The 23,520-nt window shown below is 65.8% G+C and carries 21 protein-coding genes; 11 read left to right on the top strand and 10 right to left on the bottom strand.

The genetic code is table 11. The annotated features are described in order from the left end of the window. Positions 1–60 precede the first annotated feature (60 nt). Together EVC45_RS04900 and EVC45_RS04895 are read left to right on the top strand one after the other, a co-directional pair. Positions 61–1,725 carry a bifunctional aspartate transaminase/aspartate 4-decarboxylase gene (locus EVC45_RS04900; protein WP_129956909.1) on the top strand — a complete coding sequence of 555 codons (1,665 nt, stop codon included), beginning with the start codon at positions 61–63 and terminating at the stop codon, positions 1,723–1,725. A 150-nt stretch (positions 1,726–1,875) separates the two neighbouring features. Further along, positions 1,876–3,099, top strand: coding sequence for an alanine--glyoxylate aminotransferase family protein (locus tag EVC45_RS04895; RefSeq protein WP_129956908.1), 1,224 nt, complete (start codon positions 1,876–1,878; stop codon positions 3,097–3,099). 112 nt (positions 3,100–3,211) lie between these two features. Here EVC45_RS04895 and EVC45_RS04890 read toward each other — a convergent pair whose 3' ends face one another. Continuing rightward, positions 3,212–4,423, bottom strand: a complete 1,212-nt coding sequence (locus EVC45_RS04890; RefSeq protein WP_129956907.1) for an MFS transporter — start codon at positions 4,421–4,423, stop codon at positions 3,212–3,214. Positions 4,424–4,812: 389 nt separating this feature from the next. Between EVC45_RS04890 and xdhA the strand changes: the two genes are divergently transcribed. Genes xdhA through xdhC form a run of 3 tightly spaced genes read left to right on the top strand, consistent with a single transcriptional unit; the run spans position 4,813 to position 9,397 of the window. After that, entirely contained in the window at positions 4,813–6,330 is a 1,518-nt protein-coding gene (xdhA, locus tag EVC45_RS04885; RefSeq protein WP_129956906.1) for a xanthine dehydrogenase small subunit, read from the top strand. 34 nt (positions 6,331–6,364) lie between these two features. After that, the gene (gene xdhB, locus EVC45_RS04880) at positions 6,365–8,734 is read left to right on the top strand and encodes a xanthine dehydrogenase molybdopterin binding subunit (RefSeq protein WP_129956905.1); all 2,370 of its coding nucleotides are present in this window, start codon (positions 6,365–6,367) and stop codon (positions 8,732–8,734) included. Positions 8,735–8,758: 24 nt separating this feature from the next. After that, complete coding sequence (gene xdhC / locus EVC45_RS04875; RefSeq protein ID WP_129956904.1) at positions 8,759–9,397, top strand: xanthine dehydrogenase accessory protein XdhC; 639 nt, start codon at positions 8,759–8,761, stop codon at positions 9,395–9,397. Between the two features lie 90 nt (positions 9,398–9,487). On the opposite strand, the gene EVC45_RS04870 is transcribed toward xdhC, so the two are convergent. The 6 genes from EVC45_RS04870 to EVC45_RS04845 all read right to left on the bottom strand — a co-directional run bounded on the left by EVC45_RS04870 (position 9,488) and on the right by EVC45_RS04845 (position 14,435). Then, a complete protein-coding gene (locus EVC45_RS04870) occupies positions 9,488–9,784 on the bottom strand; it encodes a hypothetical protein (protein ID WP_129956903.1) in 297 nt (98 codons plus the stop codon). Beyond that, positions 9,781–10,263: a DUF2778 domain-containing protein gene (locus EVC45_RS04865; protein WP_129956902.1), complete on the bottom strand. Its 483-nt coding sequence runs from the start codon at positions 10,261–10,263 to the stop codon at positions 9,781–9,783. Before EVC45_RS04865 ends, EVC45_RS04870 begins: the two co-directional genes overlap by 4 nt. 9 nt (positions 10,264–10,272) lie before the next feature. After that, a complete protein-coding gene (tssD, locus tag EVC45_RS04860) occupies positions 10,273–10,755 on the bottom strand; it encodes a type VI secretion system tube protein TssD (RefSeq protein ID WP_129956901.1) in 483 nt (160 codons plus the stop codon). Between the two features lie 290 nt (positions 10,756–11,045). Beyond that, a complete protein-coding gene (locus EVC45_RS04855) occupies positions 11,046–12,014 on the bottom strand; it encodes a LysR substrate-binding domain-containing protein (RefSeq protein ID WP_129956900.1) in 969 nt (322 codons plus the stop codon). Positions 12,015–12,214: 200 nt separating this feature from the next. Then, the gene (locus tag EVC45_RS04850; protein WP_129956899.1) at positions 12,215–12,871 is read right to left on the bottom strand and encodes a 2-hydroxychromene-2-carboxylate isomerase; all 657 of its coding nucleotides are present in this window, start codon (positions 12,869–12,871) and stop codon (positions 12,215–12,217) included. Between the two features lie 160 nt (positions 12,872–13,031). Next, positions 13,032–14,435 carry a TAXI family TRAP transporter solute-binding subunit gene (locus tag EVC45_RS04845; RefSeq protein ID WP_129956898.1) on the bottom strand — a complete coding sequence of 468 codons (1,404 nt, stop codon included), beginning with the start codon at positions 14,433–14,435 and terminating at the stop codon, positions 13,032–13,034. A gap of 603 nt (positions 14,436–15,038) precedes the next feature. Between EVC45_RS04845 and EVC45_RS04840 the strand changes: the two genes are divergently transcribed. Continuing rightward, positions 15,039–15,377, top strand: a complete 339-nt coding sequence (locus EVC45_RS04840; RefSeq protein ID WP_129956897.1) for a BON domain-containing protein — start codon at positions 15,039–15,041, stop codon at positions 15,375–15,377. Between the two features lie 351 nt (positions 15,378–15,728). Then, positions 15,729–15,977, top strand: coding sequence for a hypothetical protein (locus EVC45_RS04835; protein ID WP_129956896.1), 249 nt, complete (start codon positions 15,729–15,731; stop codon positions 15,975–15,977). 24 nt (positions 15,978–16,001) lie between these two features. On the opposite strand, the gene EVC45_RS04830 is transcribed toward EVC45_RS04835, so the two are convergent. Both EVC45_RS04830 and EVC45_RS04825 read right to left on the bottom strand, forming a co-directional pair. Next, complete coding sequence (locus EVC45_RS04830) at positions 16,002–16,790, bottom strand: sulfite exporter TauE/SafE family protein (RefSeq protein WP_129956895.1); 789 nt, start codon at positions 16,788–16,790, stop codon at positions 16,002–16,004. Between the two features lie 299 nt (positions 16,791–17,089). Further along, entirely contained in the window at positions 17,090–17,743 is a 654-nt protein-coding gene (locus EVC45_RS04825) for a LysE family translocator (protein WP_129956894.1), read from the bottom strand. Positions 17,744–17,921: 178 nt separating this feature from the next. Between EVC45_RS04825 and EVC45_RS04820 the strand changes: the two genes are divergently transcribed. The 4 genes from EVC45_RS04820 to EVC45_RS04805 all read left to right on the top strand — a co-directional run bounded on the left by EVC45_RS04820 (position 17,922) and on the right by EVC45_RS04805 (position 22,919). Continuing rightward, positions 17,922–18,815 (top strand): LysR substrate-binding domain-containing protein, encoded by an 894-nt coding sequence (locus tag EVC45_RS04820; RefSeq protein ID WP_129956893.1) that lies wholly within the window; start codon positions 17,922–17,924, stop codon positions 18,813–18,815. 282 nt (positions 18,816–19,097) lie between these two features. After that, positions 19,098–20,114, top strand: a complete 1,017-nt coding sequence (locus EVC45_RS04815) for a hydroxymethylglutaryl-CoA lyase (RefSeq protein WP_129956892.1) — start codon at positions 19,098–19,100, stop codon at positions 20,112–20,114. Then, complete coding sequence (locus tag EVC45_RS04810; protein ID WP_129956891.1) at positions 20,111–21,355, top strand: CaiB/BaiF CoA-transferase family protein; 1,245 nt, start codon at positions 20,111–20,113, stop codon at positions 21,353–21,355. The genes EVC45_RS04815 and EVC45_RS04810 overlap by 4 nt, the downstream gene beginning before the upstream one ends. A gap of 61 nt (positions 21,356–21,416) precedes the next feature. Next, complete coding sequence (locus EVC45_RS04805) at positions 21,417–22,919, top strand: MFS transporter (RefSeq protein WP_129956890.1); 1,503 nt, start codon at positions 21,417–21,419, stop codon at positions 22,917–22,919. Between the two features lie 29 nt (positions 22,920–22,948). Here EVC45_RS04805 and EVC45_RS45510 read toward each other — a convergent pair whose 3' ends face one another. Continuing rightward, a complete protein-coding gene (locus EVC45_RS45510; protein WP_168991408.1) occupies positions 22,949–23,098 on the bottom strand; it encodes a hypothetical protein in 150 nt (49 codons plus the stop codon). Positions 23,099–23,520: the final 422 nt, after the last annotated feature.

Here is a 23,520-nt window from a genome sequence, read left to right as displayed (position 1 = left end):
GCCGCAACCGGGACCCCTCGCCACGCCGGCGTGTTTCATCTCTTCACTGGAGAACGCATCATGGCAAAAGAGAAGGGCGACAAGAAACGCACGAGCGTGGACGCGGGTCTTGCCGCGCTGAGTCCGTTCGAGCTGAAGGACGAACTGATCAAGGCCGCCGGCGGCGGCGCGGTCGATCGGCCCGCCAACATGGCGATGCTCAACGCGGGCCGTGGCAACCCGAACTTTCTCGCGACGATCCCCCGCCATGGCTTCTGGCAGCTCGGCCTGTTCGCGATGCGCGAGTCCGAGCGCTCGTTCGCGTACATGCCGGAAGGCGTCGGCGGTTTTCCGCGCCGCGAGGGTCTTGGAGAGCGCTTCGATCTGTTCCTGCGCGAGAACAAGGGCGTGCCCGGCATCGACTTTCTGCACGGCGCGGTGTCGTACGTGCGCGATCAGATCGGGCTGTCCGGGACCGATTTTCTGTATGAGATGTGCGAGGGCATTCTCGCGTCGAATTACCCGGTGCCCGACCGGATGCTGAAGCTGTCGGAAATCATCGTCGGCCAGTATCTGCGCCGCGAGATGATCGGCAAGCATCCGTTCATCGGCGAGTTCGACATCTTCGCGGTCGAAGGCGGCACCGCGGCGATGACCTACATCTTCAACACGATGCGCGAGAATCATCTGATCAAGGCGGGCGACACGATCGCGCTCGGCATGCCGATCTTTACGCCGTACATCGAGATCCCGGCGCTGAACGACTATCAGATGAACGTCGTGCATATCAATGCCGACGTCGCGCACGGCTGGCAGTATTCGAAGAAAGAGCTCGACAAGCTGCGCGATCCGAAGGTGAAGGCGTTCTTCCTCGTCAACCCGAGCAATCCGCCGTCGGTGAAGATCGACGACGCGAGCCTCGAGTACGTCGCCGACATCGTCAAGGAACGGCCCGATCTGATCCTGCTGACCGACGACGTGTACGGCACGTTCGCCGATAACTTCGTGTCGCTGTTCGCGCTCGCGCCGAAGAACACGATCCTCGTCTACTCGTACTCGAAGTATTTCGGCGCGACCGGCTGGCGTCTCGGCGCGGTGGCGACCCATCGCGACAACGTGCTCGACAGGCTGATCGGCGAATTGCCGGCCAGCGCGAAGAAGGAGCTGCATCATCGTTACGAGTCGATCACGACCGAGCCCGACAAGCTGAAGTTCATCGACCGGCTCGTCGCCGACAGCCGCACGGTCGCGCTGAATCACACGGCCGGGTTGTCGACGCCGCAGCAGGTGCAGATGGTGCTGTTCTCGCTGTTCTCGCTGATGGACACGCCCGATGCGTACAAGAACGCGCTCAAGCGCCTGATCCGCAAGCGCAAGCAGGCGCTGTACGAAGAAGTGGGCATCGCGTTCGAGGACGACGATCCGAACAAGGTCGACTACTACACGATCATCGACATCGAATTCCTCGGCGAGAGAGCCTTTGGGCGCGAGTTCGTCGACTGGCTGCTGAAGAACACCGAGCCGTCCGAGATGCTGTTCCGGCTCGCGCGCGAGGCGCGCGTGGTGCTGTTGCCGGGGCGCGGCTTCGGCACGCAGCATCCGTCCGGGCGCGTGTCGCTCGCCAATCTGAACGAGTCCGACTACCGCAAGATCGGTCGCGCGATGCGCAGGTTGATCGAGGACTATGTCGAGCGCTACAACGCGGCAACCGGCAGCAAGCTCGACAAGACCAAGGTGATGAAGTAACTCACGCGGGCCGCGCGTCGCGCGCCCGCTACCCTGGCCAAAAAGCTTGCGCAATCGCGCGGTTCAGTGAATGATCGGACGAACGGCCTCGAGCGGCGCACCTGCCGCGAGGCCGTTCGTTCCTTTGCGCTTCACATTCACCCACCGATCATGCCGACTTCAACCTCCACTACCGTTGTCTCGTCCGTCCCCTGTCCGGTTGTCGAATCGCTCGACGCCATCCTTCCCGAAGAACCGCTGCTGATGATGGGCGCCGGCCCCGTGCCGATTCCCGCCGCGGTCGCGAAGGCCAATGCGATCGTGATCAACCATCTGGGCGGCACGATGGCGAAGGTGGTCAACCAGGTGAAGACGATGGCGCGCTACGTGTTCCAGACGCAGTCGAAGTGGGTGCTCGGCGTCGCGGGACCGGGATCGGGCGCAATGGAGATGGCGATCTCCAATCTCGCGTGGGAAGGCACGCGCATGCTGTGCATCAAGAACGGCTTCTTCAGCGACCGCATGGGCGAAATGGGCCGGCGCGTCGGCGCGCGCGTGAGCGTGCTCGAAGTCGCGGACCGCACGGTCGCGAGTCTCGACCAGGTCGCCGAAGCGCTGCGCCGCGAGCGTCCCGAGGTCGTCACGGTGGTGCAAGGCGAGACCTCGAACACCGTGTGGAATCATCATCTGAAAGACATCGCCGCGCTTGCGAAGGAAGCGGGCGCGCTCGTGATCGTCGACGCCGTCTGCACGCTGAGCACGATGCCGCTCGAAATGGACAACTGGGGCATCGACGCGGTGATTACCGGCGGCCAGAAGGGCTTGTCGTCGATTCCGGGCGTGTCGCTGATCGCGTTTTCAGACGCGGCGTGGGACCGCGTTAAAGGCCGCACGGCGCCCAATACCCACTGGTGCCTCGACGCGTCGCTGGCGGAAAACTTCTGGCACAACGCCGGCTATCACTACACGGCGCCGGTGTCGGGCGTGCTCGCGCTGCACGAGGCGCTGCGGCTCGTCTGCGCGGAGACGCTGGAGAAGCGCTTCGCGCGCCATCTGAAATGCTCGCTCGCGTTGCAGCAGGGCGTCACCGCGATGGGGCTGCAGCTTTATGCGCCGGAGAATTGCCGTCTGAATTCGGTGGTCGGCATCGAGGTGCCGGACGGCCTGAGTCCCGCCGACGTCTGCGCGCATATCTCGCGGCAGCATCAGGTGGAAATCTCCGGCTCGTTCGGTTTGCCGATCGTGCGGATCGGCCAGATGGGCGAGCAGTGTCGCGAGCACAACCTGTTTCGCACCGTGCATGCGCTCGGCCGCACGATGGTCGATCTCGGCGTCAAGGTCGATTTGCCGGCAGGTGTCGCGGCGCTCGAGCGAGGATTGAGCGAAGGGAGGTGAGCATTTAAGGGGGCAGGCGCTACCTGCTCCCTGTGCTCAATGAGAGGACTTTCTGTCCCGCGCGTAGGTGTGGAAGCAGGTGCCGCTCCCCACGGAGCAACCTGCACACACGTTAAGACGTCGCAGGCCCACTGGTTAGCCTGGCGTCGCGCAGATAAAGCACGGTGGAAAGCACCACCGCCGCCGCTGCGGCAATCGCCGCAAACAGAAACACGGAGCCGTAGCCGAACTCGCCGGCGATATAGCCGGCGAGCGGCCCGGTGATCCCCAGCGACAGGTCCAGGAACACCGAATAGGCGGACAGCGCCGCGCCGCGGCTTGCCGGCGGCACGAGCCCGACCGCCTCGACGCCGAGCGCCGGGAACACCAGCGCAAAGCCGAAGCCGGTCAGCGCGGCGCCCGCGAGCGCGATATGCGGCTCGGGTGCAAGCCACAGCATCAACAGACCCGCACATTCGAACGAAAACGACGCGATCGCGACGCGAAAGCCGCCGTAGGTCTTGATCGTGTTCGCGAACAGCAGGCGCGCGCCGATGAACAGCGTGCCGAACAGCGTCAGCGACAGGGCCGCGTTCGGCCAGTGCTTCGCCGCATAGAACAGCGTGATGAAGGTCGCGATCGACCCGAAGCCGGCCGAGCCGAGCGCGAGGCCCATGCCGTGCGGCAGCACGCGCGTGAACACGCTGCGATACGACATGCGCTCGCCGTGCACGAGCGGCACCGGCGCGATCAGACGCGCGAGGTAGTAGCCGAGCGCCGCGAGCGCCATCACCAGAATGCCGAGCGCGGTAAAGCCGATCGAGCGCGAGATCAACACGCCGAGCGGCGCGCCGATTGCCAGGGCGCCGTAGGTCGCGATGCCGTTCCACGAAATCACCCGGGCGTTGTTGGAGGTGCCGACCCGGCCGATTCCCCACAGGATCGCGCCGGTGCCGCACAGGCTCTCGCCGAAACCGAGCACGAGACGGCTGCACACCAGCACCGCGAGGCTCAACCCCGGCCACTGGCCGGTCAGCGCCGCGAGCAGCAGCAGCACACCGCTCGCCCCGCAGCCGAGCAGACCGATCGACACCGTGCGCTTCGGCCCGAGCGTATCGGCCGAGCGGCCCGCGAGCGGGCGCGACGCGAGCGTCGCGAGGTACTGCACGCTGATCGCCGCGCCGGCCAGCACCGCGCTGTAGCCGAGGTCGGCGTGCACGTAGCCGGGCAGCACCGCGAGCGGAATACCGATCGTGAGATAGCAAAGAAAGGTGAAAAAGACGACCGGAATGATCTGCAGGGTCGTCGCCAATTCGCTGCGGGCGGGCGCTGAGTCGGTAGACATCGGGAAAACGAGACTTGAAATCGGCGGGAAGGCGTGATTCTCCCATGGAACCGATTCCCTTGCAGCGCGTGCCTAAAAAATGGGACGAATAATTGGCGGCTTGTGACTCGATAAAGGTCCGTTTTTGCGCCGCCAGCGCGCGATTTTTGGGCCGCACCGCCGGGCACGTCGAGACCGGAGATGTCAATTAATCCACAAAAAAACTAAAAAAGCGGCAAAAACGTCCGATCAACATAAGTGTTGCCTTGCGCAAATCCATCTCGATATCGCGCGAAGAATATGTCCCCCATGCGATCCGAGCTATGGGTTGCGTTTATTGACGGTGATAGCTTTCAAACCATCGACGCGGCGGGTCCGCGCGAACCCAGATCAGACGAGAGCAACGAGACATGACCGAGCCGATTCGCTTCTATCACCGCAACGCGATCCGCGAAATCCAGGACGCGCCCGTCACCCGCACGGTGCTGCAGTATCTGCGCGAGGACGCGCATTGCACCGGCACCAAGGAAGGCTGCGCCGAAGGCGACTGCGGCGCCTGCACCGTCGTGATCGGCGAGCGCAACGCGGCGGGCGGCATCGACTTCAAGGCGGTCAACGCCTGCATCCAGTTCGTGCCGACCCTTGACGGCCGCGCGCTCTTCACGGTCGAAGACCTGCGCCAGCCGGACGGCTCGCTGCACCCGGTGCAGCAGGCGATGGTCGACTGCCACGGCTCGCAGTGCGGCTTCTGCACGCCGGGCTTCGTCATGTCGATGTGGGCGCTCTACGAGAAGCACGGCCACGAACATAGCTGCGCGAACCGCACGGTGCCGTCGCGCGAGGCGATCGGCAATGCGTTGACCGGCAACCTGTGCCGCTGCACCGGCTACAAGCCGATCGTCGATGCGGGCGAGCGCATGTTCGACGCACCCGCGCCGAAGGCGCCGGTCGACGTGAAGGCGCTCGCCGACACGCTCGCGACGCTCCAACGCCGCGACACGTTCCAGTACGAGCACGCGGGCCAGCGCTTCGCCGCGCCGCGCACGGTCGCGGCGCTCGCGCAGATCAAACAGGAGCAACCGGCCGCGCGCATTCTCGCGGGCAGCACCGACATCGGCCTGTGGGTCACCAAGCAGATGCGCGAGCTCGGCAACCTCGTCTACGTCGGGCAGATCGCCGAGCTGCAAAAGCTCGAAACGAACGAAGACTGGATCGAGGTCGGCGCGGGCGTCAGCGTCGAAAAAGCGTATGCCGAGATCGCGAAGCAGTACCCGGAGCTGACCGAAATGTGGCAGCGCTTCGCGTCGCTGCCGATCCGCAACGCCGGCACGCTCGGCGGCAACATCGCGAACGGCTCGCCGATCGGCGATTCGATGCCGGGGCTGATCGCGCTCGGCGCGCGCGTGATCGTGCGGGGCGGCGACATCGAGCGCGAGATGCCGCTCGAAGACCTGTACCTCGCGTATCAGAAGAAGGACATGGCCGAGCACGAGTTCGTCGTCGGCCTGAAGGTGCCCACCCGCGGCGGTGCGCGCGCGAACCTGCGGTTTCGTACCTACAAGCTGTCGAAGCGCTTCGATTCGGATATCTCGGCCGTGTGCGCGGCGTTCTCGTTCATCGCCGACGGCGACGTGATCCGCGAGCCGCGCATCGCGTTCGGCGGCATGGCCGCGACGCCGAAGCGCGCGCTCCATGCCGAAGCCGTGCTGCGTGACGCCGAATGGCACGAGGCGACCGCGCAGGCCGCAATGCTCGCGCTCGGCAACGACTACGCGCCGCTCACCGATATGCGCGCAACCAGCGACTACCGCCTCGAAGCGGCGAAGAACACGCTGTACCGCTTCTGGCTCGAAACGCGCGCGCAGCAGCCGCTGCTGAAGAGCGCACTCGACGTGCGCGCGGTCGCGCCGGCCGGCGCGAGCGTTTGAGCGCCGCGCTTCCAAGGATACGGAGAACCCAACAATGAACCAGCAAGCCGAACCGTTCCTGAAAGAGGTTCAGGATCTCGCCGACTTTACCCAGGTGCACGTGTCGCGTCCGCACGAGTCCGCGCATCTGCACGTGAGCGGCCGCGCCACCTACACCGACGACATCCCCGAGCTGGCCGGCACGCTGCACGCGGCGCTGGGGCTGTCGGCGAAGGCGCACGCGAAGATCGTGTCGATCGCGCTCGACAAGGTGCGTGCGACGCCCGGCGTCGTCGCGGTCTTCACCGCCGACGACATCCCCGGCGTCAACGACGTCGGCCCGATCGTGCATGGCGACGATCCGATCCTCGCCGATGGCGTCGTGCAATACGTCGGCCAGCCGATGTTCATCGTGGTCGCGAGCTCGCACGAGGCGGCGCGTCTTGGTGCACGACGCGCCGAGGTGGTCTACGAGGAACTGCCGGCGGTGCTGACCGCGCAGCAGGCGCGCGCCGCGAACCAGTTCGTGCTGCCGCCGATGAAGCTCGCACGCGGCGATGCCGGCACGAAGATCGCGCGCGCGACGCGTCGCGAGGCCGGTGAGATGCTGCTCGGCGGCCAGGAGCAGTTCTATCTGGAAGGGCAGATCTCGTACGCGGTGCCGAAGGACGACGACGGCATGCACGTCTACTGCTCGACCCAGCATCCGACCGAAATGCAGCACCTCGTCGCGCACACGTTGGGCGTTGCCTCGCACAACGTCTTGATCGAATGCCGGCGCATGGGCGGCGGCTTCGGCGGCAAGGAATCGCAGTCGGCGCTGTTCGCCTGCTGCGCCGCGCTCGCCGCATGGAAGCTGCTGTGCCCGGTCAAGCTGCGCCCGGATCGCGACGACGACATGATGGTGACCGGCAAGCGCCACGATTTCCATTACACGTATGAAGTCGGTTACGACGAGCAGGGCGTGATCGAAGGCGTCGCGGTCGACATGACCTCGCGCTGCGGCTTTTCGGCAGACCTGTCGGGCCCGGTGATGACGCGCGCGCTGTGCCACTTCGACAACGCGTACTGGCTGTCCGACGTATCGATCGACGGCTTCTGCGGCAAGACCAACACGCAGTCGAACACCGCGTTTCGCGGCTTCGGCGGTCCGCAGGGCGCGTTCGCGATCGAGTACATCATCGACGACGTCGCGCGCTCGTGCGGCATGGATTCGCTCGACGTGCGCCGCCGCAATCTGTACGGCAAGACCGAGCGCAACCAGACGCCGTACGGCCAGGTGGTCGAAGACAACGTGATTCACGAGTTGATCGACGAACTCGAAGCGACCAGCGACTATCGCGCGCGCCGCAAGGAGATCGACGAATTCAACGCGAACAACGAGATCCTGAAGAAGGGCCTCGCGCTGACGCCGGTCAAGTTCGGCATCGCGTTCAACGTCACGCACTTCAACCAGGCCGGCGCGCTCGTGCACATCTACACCGACGGCTCGGTGCTCGTGAATCACGGCGGCACCGAAATGGGCCAGGGGCTGAACACGAAGGTCGCGCAGGTCGTCGCGCATGAACTCGGCCTCGGCTTCAACCGGATTCGCGTGACCGCGACCGATACCAGCAAGGTCGCCAATACGTCGGCGACGGCTGCGTCGACCGGCTCCGACCTGAACGGCAAAGCCGCCCAGGACGCCGCGCGCCAGTTGCGCGAGCGGCTCGCCGCATTCGCGGCCGAGCGCTTCGGCGCGGGCAGCGTGAACGCGAAGGACGTGCGCTTCGCGCACGATCGCGTGGTGGTCGGCGAGGTGGCCGTGCCGTTCGAGGAAGTGGTCGCGAAGGCTTATCTCGCGCGCATCCAGCTGTGGTCCGACGGCTTCTACGCGACGCCGAAGCTCTACTGGGATCAGTCGAAGCTGCAAGGCCGGCCGTTCTACTACTACTCGTACGGCGCGGCGGTATCGGAAGTCGTGATCGACACGCTGACCGGCGAAATGCGCGTGCTGCGCGCCGATGCGCTGCACGACGTGGGCGCCTCGCTGAATCCGGCGCTCGACGTCGGCCAGGTGGAAGGCGCGTTCATTCAGGGCATGGGCTGGCTCACCACCGAGGAGCTGTGGTGGAACGCGGGCGGCAAGCTGATGACGCACGCGCCGTCGACGTACAAGATCCCGACCGTCAACGACGTGCCGCCGGTCTTCAACGTGAAGCTGTTCAGGAACCGCAACGTGGAGGACAGCATCCATCGTTCGAAGGCGACCGGCGAGCCGCCGCTGCTGCTGCCGTTCTCGGTGTTCTTCGCGGTGCGCGACGCGGTGTCGGCGGTGGGCGGCCATCAGGTCAATCCGCCGCTCAACGCGCCCGCGACCAGCGAGGAAATTCTGAAGGCGGTCGGCGCGGTGCGGGCCGCGACCGTGGCCGCGCGGCAGGCGTGATTGGCGAACGAGTGGGAGCGCGATATGGAAGCACGCCTGAATGATTGTCTGAACCGCGCCAGCGCCATCGACGCTGGCGCGCCGGTGCGGATCGGCCGGCGTTGCGCCGCGTCCGAGCCTGCCCTGCGGCCGGCGCCGATGCATATCGTGCTGTTCGGCGCGGGACACGTCGGCCATGCGCTGGTGCAACTGCTGGGCAGCCTGCCTTGCGTGGTCCAGTGGGTCGACGAACGCGACGAGCTGTTTCCCGACGAAACGCCGCCGAACGTGCAGGTCGAAGCGACCGACACGCCCGACGCGATCGTCGACGCGGCGCCGCCCGGCGCGTGGTTTCTGGTCATGACGCACAACCATGCACTCGATTTTTCGCTCGCCGCGCGCATCATGCGGCGGCGCGATTTCAGCTACTTCGGCATGATCGGCTCGAAGACGAAGCGCGTGAAGTTCGAGCGGCGTTTGCTGGCGCGCGGCGTGGAGTTGGAGCGGCTCGCGGACATGACCTGTCCGATCGGCGTCGAAGGGATCGTCGACAAGGCGCCCGCGGCGATTGCGATCGCGGTGTGCGCGCAGTTGCTGCGGATGAGGACGCACAAGGCTGCGGCGGTTGATGCTTTGGGACAGGCCACGAGCCACGTCCGCGCAACGGAGCAGATCGCGGTTTAGGCTGCACGGTGCAACGGGCTTGCGCGAGTGTTCGAGGGGGCTGAACTCATGCGGCGGCCCCTGTACGACCTCTTTCCGCTCGGTGCGTTGTTACACCCGCCGCATTCGAAAGTACCGGGTAACAGCAAACCATGCGACGCCCAACGATAGCGCGACCGCACCGCAGGACGTAATCGTTAGGGCAAACAGACAGAGCGTTTCAATATCGTCTTCGTCGTAGATCGCGACGATGTCACTTGCCCGAACGGCGGCACGCATTGCGTTCCATAGCCATTGTGGAATCCATAGCGACGTGTGAGAGATAAACGCCCCGAGGAACCAACCGCCAATGAGCGATGCGGAAATATAGGCGAGCACGCATGCAATGCGCTGAAGTCGTCCTTTCATCGAACGTCCACTGTTCCATAAGCACGCAACGCGGAACCCGGTACCGATAAGTCAGCCTTATGCGAGCGTATGAACCGCCGAAGCTGATCGAACTGCTGGTGACTGACGACCGTAATGCAACCTTCGCTTAAATGCTGTGGCCCTTCCGGGTGAAGACGAAAATTTCCGCGACGAATACCGTTGATTACTGTGGTGTCACCCGTGTTCGGGTTCCAAAGAGCAAACCATTTTGTCCGGTCCGTTGTTCCGTAGCCGTATTCAGACCACAAATCACGCGCCCAACCCAATGTTCCGCCCGACTGCCGGTCAACGATGTAATACGTGCCCTCTGGGATCGGTCCAATTTCCGGGGTCGCGGTTGCCATTGGATTATCGCGCCCCCACTTCTGACCTGAATAGGCCGTGACGGTGCCAAAGCCGGAACTGTACAGAGCGGAAGTCGTGTTGTTGTTTAGAGAGAACGTACATCGGACAGGCATCGCGTTCCCTTAGAACAGGTTCCAGGCATCTTTGAAAATCATGTTGCCTTCCGCATACGACCACGTTATTTCTTCGTAGCGCAATTCCAATACTTCGAAGTGGTTGCGTTGCTGACTAGTGGCTTCTTTAACGTTTGGTACTCGCGGCGATATTCCAACGACTTTGACGTTCTTCATGAATATCGAAAAATAGGCTTCCTCGCTGCCAGCGTCGTTCGCGCGATAAAACTGAATCTCGGCGGACTGCAAAGTTGTTCCGGTAGCCACGGCGCGATAAAGCAATGCGGATGAACGGTCGATTTCTTTTTCGATGACAAGTGGGCGATGCGAGCGGGTGCCCATTATCTTCCCAGTGTTTCCATCAGCTGGTATGTGTAGGCCATGCGTGAGGCTCAGAACCTCAATGCTCCCCTCACGACCGAACACTTCGCTTGACCCTCGAATATCCGCGCCGCCCTCATCCTTCAACCACAAATGCAAGGGAACTGCCATTTGAATCTCCGACAAAGAAGAGTCCGGGTATACCGGGGAGTCGACCTTGTAGCACGAATGCAAAACGGAGATTCTCAATAATGGTCAAATGGTTCGGTTTGCTATTTATCGAGAAATGCGCAATGAATGAACGCGCACGGCTACACCCTCTAAAGCTTCGACAACGCGATTCTGGTGCTGCTTTCAGCACTCGCGCATCGGCGCGGCAAAAACTCTGATGGTTTCGTAATGCACGCGGTGGGGTCGATCAAAAAGGAGTTTCGATTATCCGGAGACCGCCGCCCCCTGTTTTAGCCGCTGCGCAGCCGCCGTTGTCCCTTCACGCGCGGCGTCTTCCTCGCGACCAGCTCACCCGACACCTCGGACATCAACGTCCTCAGCCAGCTGATATCGCTCGGCCGATCCGGCTGCGGATGCCACAACTGATAGCAGCGGATGCGCGGAAACGCGATCGGCACGTCGACGACCGCGAGCGGCAACATGCTGGCGTAGTGCATCGCGAAGCGCCGCGTCGTCGTGAAGATCAGATCCGATTGCAGCAGCGTCTGCGCGACCAGCCCGAAGTAGGGCAGCGTCGCAACGATGCGCCGGCTCGCCTTCGCACGCGCGAAGCCGGTGTCGATCGCGCCGCCGCGCGCGCCGCTGTACGGTGTCGGCGCCAGATGCGGCGCGGCCAGATAGGCGTCGCGCGTGAGCGGCTCGCGGGTCAGCGGATGGTCCGCGCGCATCATGCACACGACGGTATCGGCGAACAGGTCGCTGCGCTCGAAGCGCGGGTCGGGCTTCGGCCAGTTGCCGATCACCAGATCGAGCTCACCGGTGTCGAGCGCGGACGAATGATCGAGCAGTGGCCCCAGCGATTCGATTTCGAGCCGCGCATGCGGCGCGGCTTCGCGAAATCGCGCGATCACGGTCGGCATGAAGAAGTCGTTCAGATAGTCGGGCGCGGCGACGCGAAACGTGCGGCGCGAGCGGCCCGGATCGAAGTCGCCGTGCGGCGTCGCGACGAAATCGACATCGCGCAGCACGCGCTGCGCGGCCGCGAGCAGCGACTCGCCGTATTCGGTCGGCACCATGCCCGCCTTGCCGCGCACCAGAATCGGATCGCCGAGCGTTTCGCGCAGCTTGCGCAGCGCGGTGCTGATCGCGGGCTGGGTCTGGTTCAGCCGCAACGCGGTCTGCGTGACGCTGCGCTCGACGAGCAGCGTGCGCAGCACGCGCACGAGCCAGATATCGAGTGAGGCGGCGGTGTCGTCCATGTTCGAAGTGGTGGCGCGGGCGCAGCCGATGAGCTCGCCGCGCGGCCCGCGCGTGGGGTGCAAAAGCCTATAACCTTAGGCCCGTTTGCGCTCCGGCGGCATAGCGGGCGCGGTATGGCCGGCATCAGTGCGGCGCTCGCCGGCGTCGAGTCGTTCGGACCGAAGCCGCAACCAGGGGGCGGCCTGCCGCCGCCGCCGGGTTATGCCGATGCCGGTTTGTCCGCCAGCCCCCACGGCAGGTTACTGATCCGCTTGACCTCGCGCGATTCGAGCCAATTCGGCGTGCGCGCGCAGTACAGCACCATCGGCAGCGCGTCTTCGCCCCAGAACAGCTGATCGTTCAAACGAAACGTCGGCACGCCATAGACGCCGAGATCGATCGCGTCGGCGGTATTGCGCTGCAATTGCGCCTTCACGGTTTCGGCCTCGATCAGTTCGCGGCCGTCCGGCATGCCGACGCGCTCGCACAGTTCGTCGAACGCTTCGTCGCTCGACGGATCGCGTCCCTCGCGCCAGATGAAGCGGAAAATCTCGCGCACGAATTGCACGTCGCCGTTCGCGGCGGTCGCGAGCAGCAGCGGCTTCATCGAATCGAACGGATGGGCGGGCGGCATTTTGTACGGAATGCCGAGCTGCTCCGCGCGAAACAGCGCGTGCCGGTACATGAAGGTGCGCTTGGAGGGGACGCTGTACGCGGAGCGCTGGCCCCAGTGGCGGTACAGATCGTTCAGCACGACCGGAGTGAACGCGAAGTCGAAGCCGGGCCATTTGTCGTGTTGCTCGAGCAACAGGTAGGTGAACGGCGAGACGAAGTCGTAAAACCACAGCGGCTGTTGGGCGTCGATGCCAACGGTCATAAATGTCTCCCGGATTGCCTGTGTCGGACGACGCGAAAGGGGGCGTCCGTTATCTCATCAAAATTGTAGCGATCTTACGCGGTGCGGTGCCGGCTTGCACCGGTCGATATCCCCTGGTGGCAGGCCCGGGGAACGGGTTTCGGCGGGGACGTCGGCGCGCTCAGCCTTTGACTTTATCGGCCGCCGGCTCGTCGGCCTCGTCCAGCCCGCCCTGGGTGTCGAGGCTTTCCGTGAGCCGCCGCCGCACGAAGCCGATGTGCTCGCGCAGCACGTAGAACTGGTCCGCGTACGCGAGCGGCATCTTCATGCCGTTGACCGAATCTTCGATCGTGTCGAGCCGCTCGATCAGCGACGTGCGTTCTTGCGCCGAATGTTCGCCGAGCGCGCTGCGCTCGATCGCGATCAGCGCGCCGTACCAGCGATAGATGCGCGACTTGACGCGCCACGCGTACAAGCCCGGCACGACCCGCAGCGCCGGCACCAGCAGCACGATCAGCGGCACGACGATCACCAGCAGGCGGTCCACGAGACTCGCGATCCAGAACGGCAGCGTGCGGTACAGGAAGCTCTTGCCCGACTTGTAGTAGCGCGCGGCGTCGTCGGAAAGCGGGAACTCGTGCGCGACCGGCGCGGGGAATTCGCCGGCGCGCTGCAGGGTCGTCGCGCCGCCATGCACCTCGCGGGCGGCCTCGATCAGCAGATCGGACAGCGCCGGATGCAGCGAATCGCGCGCGATCAGCTCGGCGGTCGACGCGATGATGTTGATCGAGTTCGCCGGCAGGTTCTTGCCGAGGTCGAACGCGCCCATCGGCACCTTCAACTGCGTCAGATACGGAAACCGGCGCGTGTACGCGTCGGCCTGCGTGAAATCGTAGAAGCGTATGTTGCCGGTGCGGTAGAGCTTGCCCATCACGGCCGGCTGCGCCGAATCGCCGGCGAGAAAGGTCGCGTCGATCTTGCCGTCGATCAGCGCGTTGGCGGCTTCGTCGCCCGTCAGCGGCAGCAGTTGGGTGGGACCGCCCGGCACGATGCCGTTGGCCTTCAGCAGCGCGAGCGCAAGCTCGCGCGTGCCGCTGCCCTCGGGGCCGATCGCGAGGCGCTGGCCCTTGAACCCGGACAGCCAGTCGACCGGCGCGCCGCGATAGAAGATCGCGAGCGGCACGTAAGCGACGCTGCCGAGCGACATCAGGTTTTGGCCCTTGTCGAGCCCGGCGGGCGTGACGCCGCTCTGCACGAAGCCGACGTCGACGTTCGCGTTCGGGTCCGACAGCCGCTTCAGATTTTCCTGCGAGCCCTGCGAGGCCAGCACGTTCACCGTAATGCGGTTGCGCGCGAGGATCGCCTTGTATTTCTGGGCGGCGATCCAGAACGTGCTGCCCTCGGGTCCGGCGCTCATCGTCAGCGTATTCGGCGGGGCCGGCTGGATCAGCCGCACGGCGGCCCAGATCGCGACGATCACGAGCAGCACGAGGGGGCCGAACGAGACCGCGAGGTCGCGCCACGAGATTGCGACGAAACGGGCGACGAGGTGGGTAGGGCGGGTGCGGCCGGTGTCAGGCTTCATCGGGTCATCTGAAAGCGGCGGTCGATCGGGCGCGAATGCGCGAAGGCGGCTTGGCGGCGCGCGGCGGTGCGCCGGCACGCGTCGCGCCGATGGTACCTGAGATTGGCGCAGCCGCGAAACGCGCAGCCGCCCGCCACGTCGACAAACGCGTAACAAATGGTGAGCGCTGCAGTGAACGCCGCGATGGGCGCCGCAACCTGCGCCAGCCTGAGCACCGGCACGACGCCCGAGCAAATTTCGCGCGACCACGGTGCGTGTGATGCGCCCCTATCCGGCACGCATCACGCACCCGCTGTCGGCGCGCCACGCCGCGCGCTAAACCCTTTGCGCTTCTGTCCCGGCTAGATTAAATTGGGCATCGCTTGCCGCGATCCAACGTTTGCGGCGCGATCCCGGCAAGACGGACAAGAACCGGGTGCGTCGGCGGACTTCGCGGTTTGACGGTTACCGGTTGCCGGTGACCAGCCTCTCTCGCCTCTTGCACAGCGTGCACAGCCGTTGTCGGCCGTCGCTCACGAGCGTTTCCCGTGATGACGCCCGCCCTTAGTCGTAACGAAGCCGCTTGTTCATGCGGTCCACTGTGAAACCAAGGAGAAGAGAGCTATGAAGACGGTCGGTTTTCTGAAAGCACTGGGTACGGTTGTGGCGATGGTGGTGGCGTGCAGCGTCTACGCCCAAAACTCTCCGGATACGGCGTCGGCGGCAGCCGCGGTCAAGTCCGGCAAGGCGGCGAATCACGAACTCAACCGTAAAGTACGCCACGCGCTGACCAAGACCCAGGGTCTCGACGTGTCGCACATCGCCGTGCGCGTGCGCGGCGGCGCGGTGACGCTCAGCGGCACGGTGCCGGACCAGGGCCAGGCCGATAAGGCCGCCGAAGCCGCCAAGGGTGTCGAGGGCGTGACGTCGGTGACGAACAAGCTGACGACGAAGGAGCAGTAAGCGGTGCGCGTGCGCGCGCGGCGCCGCAAGGGCCGCGTCGCGCGGCGGTGCGCATCGGCGTGGTGCATGGGCGCCGTCATCGGCGTCGCGCAGACGGTTTGACGTCGCGCCTGCATCGCGTCGCGAGAACTATTCATCAATCTCAAGGCTCCGGCATGATCGCCGGAGCTTTTTTTTCGCCACCGGTTTGGGCGCCTCGCACTCTGCGAGGTTTGCGGGGCCGCAGCAATGCGGCTTGCCGCACGTACGGGTCCTTAGCGGAGCCCGGCCGCCGCGGATTCGTGCGCTGCGACACATTGCCGATGCATCGCGGGGGGTACTGTGACGAGAAGGGTACGGGGAGCCAAGGTCATGGAAACCACGCAGTTTCGCTATATCGATCTGCCGATCGGCGATCGCGCGGCATTCGAACTGGTGTGCGCACGACACGGTTTCGCGCCCGCGCATTTCGACATCAGCGCGAGCGCGGCACCCGGTGAGCCGGCGCACGAGCGGCTCGTCACCGTGCGGCGCGGCCGCTGGTCACAGTCGTATCGCGACCGTCACGGCAAGTGGGTCCGGCAGTTCGAGGCGGATCTGACCTGCCGGTTTTTCAAATAGACACGGGTTGCGGGCTGCGGCGCATCACGACAACACCAGCCGCACACCGACCAGCGTCAGCGTCGCCGCAAGCAGATTGCGCAGCAGCGCCTCGGGCGCGCGCGAGGCCAGATAGCTGCCGATCGCGATGCCGGGCAGCGATCCCACCAGCAGCGACAGCAGCATCGACCAGTCGATCGAGCCGAGCAGCCAATGTCCGGCACCCGCGAGCAAGGTCAGCGGCACCGCGTGCGCGATGTCGGAGCCGACGATGCGTGTCGTCGGCAGCATCGGATACAGCAGCAGCAACACCGTCACGCCGATGGCGCCCGCGCCCACCGACGTCAGAGACACCAGCACGCCGAGAATCGCGCCGGTCAGCATCGTCAGCGCGAGCGTGCGTCCCTGGCTCGGCACGCGTAGCTTGCGCGCGCCGAGCGCCGCCAGCTGCGGACGGAACACCAGCGCGACCGCGGTAATCAGCAGCGCCACGCCGAGCACGACCTGGATCAGCCGGCCCGCGCCCGGCGTGTCCATCCCGTAGCGATGCAGCAGGATCAGCGTGATGGTGGCCGCGGGCACGCTGCCGGCCGCGAGGCGCAGCGTGACCTGCCAGTCGACCGAACCCTTCAGGCCGTGCACCAGCGTGCCGGTCGCCTTGGTGGCGGCCGCGTACAGCAGGTCGGTGCCGACCGCGGTGGCAGGGTGCACCTTGAACAGCAGGACGAGGATCGGCGTCATCAGCGAGCCGCCGCCGACGCCTGTCAGCCCGACCAGAAAGCCGACGAACAGGCCGGAGACGGAGTACAGCAGATCGATATGGGGTAGAGCCATTGAACGGACAGCTGACGCAGCGCGGGTGAAGGGTTGGGCGGCAAGGCCGGCGTACGCGCCGGGGCGGTTTGGTGCGGCGGCGTGCGGTGCGCGGTAGGGGCGCGTCGGCCGCCGCCGGTGCGGCGAAAGGCGCTATTGTCGCAAAACTGCCGCGCCTGCGTGCGGCTCGCACTCAGGGCGAGCGCGCCGCGGCTTGTGTCGGCTCCGTTCGGGGCCTGCAAAGCGAGTGCGCGCTATACGGCGCCGGGGGCCATCTGGTATGTCCGGCGCCGGGTATCGCAGGTCGTGCTGGGTGCCGCTCAGAGCGCGCGGCGGATTTCGACCACGCCGAACGCCGCCAGCGTGATGCCGACCACGCGATCGATCGCGACGCGCAGCCTGCTGCCGATCGCATGACGCGCGAGCGACACCACGGTCACCAGACAGCACCACCACGCGATCGAACCGGCGAACACGCCGCCGACCGTCGTCAGCGCGATGGCCGGCGAGAACGCGCCGCGCGGTGCGAGCGTCGTGAACAGCGCGGCGAACATGATGACGGTCTGCGGATTGGTCAGCGTCAGCAGCAGCGCGCTCGCGTAGGCGCGCAGCGCGCCGGCGCGGCCGATCTGCGCGAGCTTGCCGTCGCCATTGCCGTTGCCGTTGCCGTCGGCGGCGTCGGCGGGCTGCTTCTGCAGCAGCGCGCGCACGCCGAGATACAGCAGGAACAAGCCCGCGAGCAGATGCAGCGGACGATCGTAGGCGAGCATGAACTGCGAAATGCCGACGAGGCCGAGCGCCGCGATGAGGCCGTAGGCCGCGTCGCCGCTCGCGATGCCGAAGCCGATCGCGAGTCCCGCGCGCGGGCCGCCGGTCAGCGTGCGGCGGATGCACAGCATGCCCATCGGGCCGACCGGCGCGGCGATCGCGAGGCCGACGCCGGCAGCGGTGAAAAACAGACTGGTGGTGGACATGAGCAGGTTCTCGAACGTTGTTCTGGTTGGCGCAGCCGCCTGCGGACGCCGGCGCACCCGCCAGCATAGCCAGACCGAAAGTCGCGGGCAAGGGCGGGGACAGCCCAAACCCACTTCAGCGCCCGCCGTCCTCAGGGCATAATTTTCCCCACTCCCAACCCATGAATCCGCTGCGCCGATGTGGCAAATCGATCAGGTGACGCTGCGCTTGTTCATCGCCGTGTGCGAGGAAGGCACGATCGCGCGCGCGGCCGAGCGCGAGTTCATCGCGCCGTCGGCGGTCAGCAAGCGGCTCGCCGATCTCGAAGCGCTCGTCGATGTCGCGTTGCTGTCGCGCAGCCAGCGCGGGGTGCGCGCGACCGCCGCCGGCGAAGCGCTGTTGCGCCACGCGCGGCTCATCATGCGCGGCCACGAGCGCCTGCAGGCCGAGCTCAGCGAATATGCGGCCGGCGCGCGCGGGCATGTGCGCGTGCTGGCGAACGTGTCGTCGATGGTGGAGTTTCTGCCCGAGGCGCTGGCGGCGTTTTTGCAGGCGAATCCGGCGATTCGCGTCGATGTCGAGGAGCGCGTCAGCGCGGACATCGTGCGCGGGCTCGAAGAGGGCGTCGCCGATCTGGGCATCTGCCGCGACACGGTGCCGCTCGGCAGTCTCGACACGCTGCCGTATCGCGCCGACCATCTCGCGCTGATCGTGCCGCGCGCGCATCCGCTCGCGGGCGAGACGCAGGTGGGCTTCGCGCAGACGCTCGGGTTCGATCATCTGGGGCTCGCGTCGAATGCGTCGGTCAATGCGCTGATGCAGCGCATCGCGCTGGAGAAAGGCAGCGAGTTGAATTACCGCACCTATGTGTCGACCTTCGATGCCGCCTTCCGCTTCATCCAGGCGGGTCTCGCGGTCGCGATCCTGCCACGCGAGGCGCTGCCGCGCCATGCCGCCGACGAGTACGGCATCGTCGCGGTGCCGCTGCGCGAGGCGTGGGCCGAGCGGCGCTTCGTGATCTGCGTGCGCGATCGCGCGGCGTTGACGCTGGCCGCCGCGCGCTTGCTCGAGCATCTGCTGGGCGCGATGTAAGACGGGCGACGCGGTTGGACGCCCGTACCGGGAGCCCTCTACACGTGCCCCGGCAACGCACGCCGTCCGCCACCTCTCCAGACAAACCCCTAAGCATTTCACCCAGGCGAGCGCCAAAGCCCGCTCCATCTGCCTGAGCGGTCATCGCGAGCGGCGATGGTGTGCGTCGTCAAAGCAGACTTTGCCGCGCGTCGGCATGCGGGCACGCTGTGATCCAGTTAGCGCTTCCGTTCCATCCAGCGAGCACGCGAGGCTCGTGTCCACGACTCAGGATTCCAACCGATGAATGAAACCCGCGAGCGCGTCGTCGTGACCGAAGTCGGTCTGCGCGACGGTCTGCAAAGCATTGCCCGCATCATGTCCACCGACGACAAACGGCGCTGGATCGACGCCGCCTACGCGGCCGGCGTGCGCCACATGGAAGTCGCGTCGTTCGTGCCGGCCAGGCTGCTGCCGCAAATGGCGGACGCCGCCCAGGTAGTCGCCCACGCCCGTAGTTACGACGATCTGAGCGTCACCGCGCTCGTGCCGAACCTGAAGGGCGCGCAGCACGCGCTCGACGCCGGCGTGCAGCGCATCGTCGCGCCGATTTCCGTGAGCGTCGCGCATAGCCTCGCGAACGTGCGCAAGACGCCCGCCGAGATGATCGACGCGTTCGCCGCGATGCGTGAGCTGATCGACGGCGCGTGTTCGGCAGGTGGCCGCCGCGTCGAGTTAATCGCCGGTTTGTCGACGGTGTTCGGCTGCACGTTGCAGGGCGCGGTGCCCTATGCGGACATTGCCGCGATCGCGCGCGCCGCGGTGCAGGCCGGCGCCGACGTGATCGCGCTCGGCGACACGACCGGCGAAGCGACGCCGCGCCAGGTCGGCGAGGTCATCGAGCTGGTGCGCGACGTCGCGGGCGCCCGGCTGCGCTCGCTGCATTTCCACGACACGCGCGGCCTCGGGCTCGCCAACACGCTGGTCGCGTTGCGCCACGGCGTCCGCGAGTTCGATGCGTCGCTGGCCGGTCTCGGCGGCTGTCCGCATGCGCCGGGCGCGACCGGCAACCTCAATACCGAAGACCTCGTGTTCATGCTCGACAGCATGGGCTACGACACCGGCATCGACATCGCGCGGCTGCTCGCATCGCGCGCGGTGCTCGAGCAGGCGCTGCCGGGCGAGCCGCTGTATGGCTATCTCGCGCGCGCGGGATTGCCGAAACAGTTCGCGGACGCGCAACCGGTTGCGCGCGAAGCCGCCGGGCACGCCGAAGCTTTCCCTTGTTCCCATTGTTCCGTTCAGCAGGTGCCGCAATGACTCCGCTTTCCTCAGCTTCGTCTTCGTCGTCGACCTCTTCGCCGCAACCGGCCACGTTGCCGCTCGCGGGCATCCGCGTGATCGAGTTGTCGCATATGGTGATGGGGCCGACCTGCGGGATGATTCTCGGCGACCTCGGCGCCGAAGTGATCAAGGTCGAGCCGCCGCGCGGCGACGGCACGCGCTGGCTGCTCGGCACCGGCGCGGGCTTCTTCCGCACCTTCAATCGCAACAAGAAGAGCGTCGCGCTCGATCTCGACAGCGAAGCCGGTCTCGCCGCGCTGAAGCAACTCGTCGATAGCGCCGACGTCTTCGTCGAAAACTTCAAGCCCGGCCGCATGGCCAGTCTCGGCCTCGATTACGCGACGCTGCGCGAGCGCAATCCGAAGCTGATCTACGTGTCGCACAAGGGCTTTCTCAATGGTCCGTACGAACATCGTCTCGCGCTCGACGAAGTCGTGCAGATGATGGCGGGCCTCGCGTACATGACCGGGCCGGTAGGCCGTCCGCTGCGCGCGGGCAGCTCGGTCAACGACATCATGGGCGGCATGTTCGGTGCGATCGGCGTGCTGGCCGCGCTGCACGAGCGGCACGCGAGCGGTCGCGGCAAGGAGGTGCAGAGCGCGCTGTTCGAGAACTGCGTGCTGCTGTCCGCGCAGCATATGCAGCAGTTCGCGGCGACCGGTGTGGCCGCCGCGCCGATGCCGGAGCGCATCAGCGCGTGGGCCGTCTACGACGTGTTCACGCTCGCGCATGGCGAGCAGATGTTCATCGCCGCGACGGGCGACACGCAGTGGCGTGCGCTGTGCGCGATTCTCGAGCGCGACGATCTGCTCGCCGATGCGCGCCTCGCGACCAACAACGATCGCGTGCTCGCGCGCGGCTGGCTGCTGCAGACGCTCGGCGAAAGCCTGAACCGTTTCGACGGCGCGACGCTCGCGCCGCTGTTCGAGCGCAATCACATTCCGTTCGCGTCGATTACGAAGCCCGAAGAACTGTTCGACGATCCGCACCTGAACGCGAGCGGCGGCCTCGTGCCGCTGACGCTCGACGACGGCAGCGAAACCGCGATGCCGTTGCTGCCGATTTCGATCGACGGTGCGCGTCTCGGGCCGCGCCTGCCGATCGCGAAGATCGGCGAGCACACCGTCGAGGTGCTGCGCGAGCTCGGGTTCGACGATGCGCGGATCGCGGAGCTGGGCGGTGGCGTGCAAGCGCCGACGCCGCGCGCGGCTGCATGAGCGTCGTGCCGCGCTTCATCCGTTGCAACGGGCAATAGACCAAAAATTCTGGAGACAGACGATGAAATCGTCGAATCAGGCGGTGTACGCAACGGCGCTCGGCGATGCCGGCGCGCTCGATGGCTCACCCACGGACGCGGGCGCCGATGCGGCCGCAGCCGGCCGCGCCGGCGCGGTCGCGCTCGATGGCGCGCGCATTTCCGCGCGGCTCGACCGGCTGCCCGCGACTCGCACGATCTGGCAACTCGTGATGCTGCTGAGCTTCGGCATGTTCTTCGAGCTCTACGACCTGATGTACTCCGGCTATATCGCGCCGGGGCTCGTGCACAGCGGGCTGCTCACGGCGACGACGCACGGCCTGTTCGGCACCAGCGGCGTCGCGAGTTTCATCGCCGCGCTGTTCGCGGGCCTGTTCATCGGCACGGCGGCCTGCGGCTTTCTCGCCGACCGCTTCGGCCGGCGCGCGATCTTCACATGGTCGCTGCTGTGGTACACGGCGGCCAACGTCGTAATGGCGTTCCAGCACACGGCGCTCGGCCTGAACTGCTGGCGCTTCATCGCGGGGATCGGCATCGGCGTCGAGATCGTCACGATCGGCACGTACATTTCCGAACTCGTGCCGAAGCACATTCGCGGGCGCGCCTCGGCATGCTCGCAGGCGGTCGGCTTCTGCGCGGTGCCGATCGTCGCGTTCCTGTCGTATCTGCTGGTGCCGCAACGCGTGTTCGGCCTCGACGGCTGGCGAGTGGTCGTGCTGATCGGCGCGATCGGCGCGATCGTGGTGTGGTGGATTCGCCGTGGCTTGCCGGAGAGCCCGCGCTGGCTCGCGCAAAAGGGCCGCCTCGCCGAAGCCGACGCGGTGATGACGCGTCTCGAAGCACGCGTCGCGCGCGAGTATCAGCGCCAATGCGGCCTGCCGTTGCCCGAGCCCGCGCTGCCCGAACCGGTGCGCGCGCGGGCCGCGTTTCGCGATCTGCTGGTGCCGCCGTATCGCAAGCGCACGCTGATGCTGATCATCTTTCACGTGTTCCAGACGATGGGCTACTACGGCTTCGCGAACTGGATTCCGACGCTGCTGATCAAGCAGGGCATCACGGTAACGACCAGTCTGATGTACGCGAGCATCATCGCGATCGCGGCGCCGCTCGGGCCGTTGCTGGGGCTGCTGATCGCGGATCGCTTCGAGCGCAAGACCGTCATCATCTGCATGGCGGCGGTCAACGTCGTGTGCGGGCTCGCGTTCAGCCAGGCGCGCGAGACGGTGCTGCTCGTCAGCCTCGGCGTGTGTCTCGTGCTCGCGGGCAACATCATTTCGTACAGCTATCACGCGTACCAGGCCGAACTGTTTCCGACCGGCATCCGGGCGCGCGCGGTCGGCTTCGTTTATTCGTGGAGCCGGATTTCGGCGATGTTCTCGGCGTTCGTGATCGCCGCCTGCCTCGGCCGCTTCGGCGTGAACGGCGTGTTCGTGTTCATCTCCGGCGCGATGGCGGTCGTGATGGTCGCGATCGGTACGCTGGGGCCGAAGACGCGCGATGTCGCGCTTGAGGATCTTTCGAACTAGCCAGGGTTGGTTCGCGCTGGTAACGGACCCTAGGAGTCCTGGCGGGTCTCGTCGTTGCTCGACAGCCGGTCCGACACGTTGCCGAGCAGCAGCGCGAGCAGCACCGCGCCGATCATGGCGAACAGGAATCCGCCGATCATCGTGGCCAGTATCAGCGTGATCCATGACATGCCGTTCATGTGTGCGGTTCCAGCGCGTTGGTCGGGGGCATCGTAACCCGTTCACGGATCACTTCTCTGTGCGCCTGCCCGCCGTAAACCTGTCAGTCGACGCCGAACTATCGTCGCATCGTGCCACTACGCGGCGCGTTTTCAGCGGGTGTCGCCATCATCGCGTGACGGGATGGCGGACTTCGTTCAATGTGAGCGTCCACCCTTGCGGAAGCCGGATAGTGCATTTCCGCAATCCCCTGGCGGAAATGCACCGGGTCGCACCCGACCTATTCCGCCATTGGCCCGCCTATTGCGGAGGCGCTGAAGCCTTCCGATTTTCATGTTTCAGGTTTGAAACGTTAATCGTCGCCTTTATATTTCACTCGCCAATAAAAATCGATTAAATAATCTTTTCTGGCGCGGTGAGTGCTTGTATTGAACGGCGCAAG

It is taken from the genome of Paraburkholderia sp. UYCP14C (genome assembly GCF_004197395.1).
Classification (GTDB): Bacteria; Pseudomonadota; Gammaproteobacteria; order Burkholderiales; family Burkholderiaceae; genus Paraburkholderia.
This window is presented reverse-complemented; position numbering and strand designations above follow the sequence as displayed.